The 3,500-nt window shown below is 64.7% G+C and carries 4 protein-coding genes and 1 pseudogene; 4 read left to right on the forward strand and 1 reads right to left on the reverse strand.

The features are described from left to right. Nucleotides 1-581, forward strand: a pseudogene (locus tag JOY90_RS04165) (RND transporter); the annotation flags it as partial. 170 nt (nt 582-751) lie between these two features. Here JOY90_RS04165 and JOY90_RS04170 read toward each other — a convergent pair. Next, the gene (locus JOY90_RS04170; protein ID WP_291689895.1) at nt 752-1,249 is read right to left on the reverse strand and encodes a hypothetical protein; all 498 of its coding nucleotides are present in this window, start codon (nt 1,247-1,249) and stop codon (nt 752-754) included. A 476-nt stretch (nt 1,250-1,725) separates the two neighbouring features. Between JOY90_RS04170 and JOY90_RS04175 the strand changes: the two genes are divergently transcribed. The 3 genes from JOY90_RS04175 to JOY90_RS04185 form a co-directional block, all read left to right on the forward strand. Further along, nucleotides 1,726-1,953: a hypothetical protein gene (locus tag JOY90_RS04175; RefSeq protein WP_291689896.1), complete on the forward strand. Its 228-nt coding sequence runs from the start codon at nt 1,726-1,728 to the stop codon at nt 1,951-1,953. A 184-nt stretch (nt 1,954-2,137) separates the two neighbouring features. Beyond that, nucleotides 2,138-3,016: a squalene synthase HpnC gene (gene hpnC, locus JOY90_RS04180; protein WP_291689897.1), complete on the forward strand. Its 879-nt coding sequence runs from the start codon at nt 2,138-2,140 to the stop codon at nt 3,014-3,016. After that, a partial coding sequence (locus tag JOY90_RS04185; RefSeq protein ID WP_291689898.1) for a squalene/phytoene synthase family protein occupies nt 3,013-3,500 on the forward strand: 488 nt, incomplete at its 3' end. The genes hpnC and JOY90_RS04185, both read left to right, overlap by 4 nt.

Consider the following 3,500-nt stretch of genomic DNA (forward strand, 5'->3'; position numbering starts at 1 on the left):
TCGCCGTCACCGGGCTTGCCGCGATCGCCGCGCGCAACTCCGCCAGCATGATCGAGAAGCTCAACCGCGGGCTCACCGTCGAGTTCGCCCTGGTCGCGATGTTCATCGGCCTGGCGTTCCGTTCCTTCGTGGTGATGTTCGCCTGCATCCTGCCCGGCATCTTTCCGGTCGTGCTGTCGGGCACGCTGCTCTACGCGCTGGGAGAGGGGCTGCAATTTGCCAGCGTGGTCGCGCTGACGGTCTCCTTCGGGCTCGGCCTGTCGGCCACGATCCACTTCCTCAACCGCCTGAGGCTCGAGAGCAAGCCCGGCATCACGTCGGCTGTGGCGGTGGAGCGCGCGACCGTGCTGGTCGGGCCGGCGCTGATCCTCACCACGGTGGTGCTCGCCTGCGGCCTCGTGGTGACGGTGTTCTCGGATCTGCCGTCGCTGCGGCTGTTCGGCTGGCTCAGCGCCTTCTCGATGGTCGCGGCCCTGATCGCCGACCTCTTCATCCTGCGCCCGACCGCGATGTGGCTGATCAATCTCGCGGAGCGGATTCGCGGTGCAAGCAAGCCCGATCCGAGCGCGACGGGAGCTTGAACAGAACGAGTTTCGCTCGATCGCATATGGAAAGAACGAAGCAGTTCGGCTCACCCTCCAGGGGAGGGTGATGCACCGGTCGTGCCGATGAAGACGTGCTTCATCCATCGAAAACCCCCGGCTCGCGAGAACCGGGGGCGATCGTCTCGTCCAGGCGGGAGGCGGAGCGGTCAGCTCCGGGTCATCGAGATGTTCACGCCCCTGATCTCGCCCTTGGAACTGATCTGGACCGTCTGCTTGTTACCGGTGGTCCGGAGCGTGATGCTTGCGGCAAAGCCGTTGGCCTCGACGAACACGTCGATCTGGCCACCACCCGCCGTGCCCTGCAGGTTGCCGAACACGTTGCGCGTCGCTTCGCTCCAATTGCCGGAAATCCGGTCGCCCTGACTGGTCACATCGCTGGACAGATCGAACTTGTAGCTGTCGCTGGCACAATGCAGGGTCTGCTTCAGGTTCTGTCCCGCGACCTTGTAGGTCGCCTTGCAGCGAATCTTCTCGGTGGTGCCGTCCGACAGCGCAACCGTTCCGCCGCCCGACCATACGCCGTCGAAGCCGGCGAACGGGCCACTCGACTGGGCATGGCCCGCCGACACCGACAACAACAGCGCAGTGCCTATGCCGGCAGCCCTGATCGCCTGTCCAGACAGGCCGAAGCCAAACCATTTCATGTCGAGTTTCCCATTCAGAATGACGATCTTACTTGAAGATTCGCCTCGCCGCATCGATCCGTTAGTGTCGCCGTCAAGTGTTAGGTTCAACAACAGGCACAAGCCGTCGTCGCCCGGCGAGCATCATCCGTCGTTCCACCGAAAAACGGCGGTTCCCGGCGAAAGGCGAGCCATTTCGCAACGCTTTGCCGCGCAGCATCTAGCGATCGGATGTCCTGCTTGCAACAGCCAAATGAGAAAAACGGCGGCAAACGAATTACGCCCTAGTATCAGGTGCTTATCTGTGCCAATGAACCGGCCATCGGTGGTGCCCCAATCGGGGTTTTCATCGTCGTAAATTTGCCCGCATTGACCCGGCCTGCGTGCCTTCGTGCTCGCCGCTCGTGTTCTTGCGGCATCTGCCATCTGACCGAACGGCTCCCGCTTGCCCGCGCGAAGTCGGGGATCGTTTTCCATCTACCTGACGAAGGAACACAATGCGTAAAATTTTGCTGGCCCTCACCCTATTGTCGCTTCCTGTCTCCGCAGCCGTCGCCCAGGGGCGCGGCACGGACGCCGAGCAGAAGGCCTGCACGCGCGACGTGCAGAAGCACTGCCGCGAGGTGATCGATCAGGGCGACTTCACGATTCTCGCCTGCCTGCAGCAAAATCGCCCCAAGCTCTCGGAGGCCTGCGCCAAGGTGCTGAAGGACCACAACCAGTAAGCCTGAGCCTTGGCCTTGATGGCACCTTGGGCCTGCCCGGGAGGCGGGCCCAAGGTGAACGGTTCTTCCAGCATTGGTTTTGCACAGGCGTTCCCTTATATGGGGCCGATGGCCTCCTCGCGAACGGGGTTCTGCGGCGTGGGCCGCCGCGACATGCGTCAGGTGCAGCAGCAGTAAGTTTCCAATGACCACCGCGAGCGAATTGCGATCCGGCAAGGGCCACCGCGACGAGAACTTTCCGGTGGCATCATGGATCATTCACCCCCGTCACCGGCCCCTGATCCTGGCCTTCTACAATTACGTCCGCGCCGCCGACGACATCGCCGATCACGCGACGCTCAAGCCCGACGAGAAGCTTGCCTATCTCGACCTGCTCGAAGCCGAGCTCAACGGCAAGGGCGACAGCCAGAGGGAGGCCGTGGACCTGCGCCGTGCGCTGGAGGCGCGCGCGATGCCGCCGCGCCATGCGCTCGATCTCCTGACGGCGTTCCGGATGGACGTCACCAAGCTGCGCTACGAGAACTGGGACGAGGTCATCCATTACTGCCGCTATTCGGCGATGCCGGTCGGGCGCTTCGTGCTCGACGTACACGGCGAGAGCACCGCGACCTGGGCAGCCTCGGATGCGCTGTGCGCGGGATTGCAGATCAACAACCATCTCCAGGACTGCGGCAAGGACTACAAGGCGCTCAATCGCGTCTATCTGCCGCGCGACGCGCTGGAAGCGAGCGGCGCCTCGGTCGAGATGCTGGGGCTCGATCGGGCGCCTCCGGCGCTGCTGCAATGCCTGCAGGGGCTCGCGAGGCGGACCCAGGGCGTGCTCGACGAGGGCCGCTCGCTCGGCGGCGAGGTCAGGGACATGCGGCTGGCGCTCGAGGTCTCGGTGATCCAGGCCTTCGCCGACCGTATCGTCCGTCTCCTGAAAGTGCGCGATCCGCTGAGCGAGCGCGTGCACCTGCGCCCGCTCGACCTGTTGGCGTTCTCGCTTCGCGGCATGGCCGGCGAATTGATGCGGCGTGCGGCGGGACGGCGTCCCGTCTCGAAACCGGCGGCGGGCGCATGACGACGGAGGCCGTGGCGGAGCAGGCGAACTATGGAACGACGGCCTCGGGCAGCTCGTTCTATGCGGCGATGCGCATCCTGCCGGCCGAGCAGCGCGATGCGATGTTCCTGATCTACAATTTCTGCCGGCAGGTCGACGACATCGCCGATTCCGACGGGCCGCGGGAGCAGCGGCTGGCCGAGCTGCAGCAATGGCGCGACGACATCGATGCGCTCTACCGGGGAAGTCCGCCGCCGCGACTGCGCGACTATGTCGCCGCGGTGAAGAAGTTCGACCTGCAGCGCGAGGATTTCATCGCCGTCGTCGACGGCATGGAGATGGACGTGCCGCAGGACATCCGCGCGCCGGACTTCGCCACGCTCGATCTCTATTGCGACCGGGTGGCGAGCGCGGTCGGGCGCCTCTCGGTGCGCGTGTTCGGCATGCCGAAGGACGACGGCATCCAGCTCGCGCATCATCTCGGCCGCGCCCTGCAACTGACCAA

It is taken from the genome of Bradyrhizobium sp. (assembly GCF_019242285.1).
Classification (GTDB): domain Bacteria; phylum Pseudomonadota; class Alphaproteobacteria; order Rhizobiales; family Xanthobacteraceae; genus Bradyrhizobium.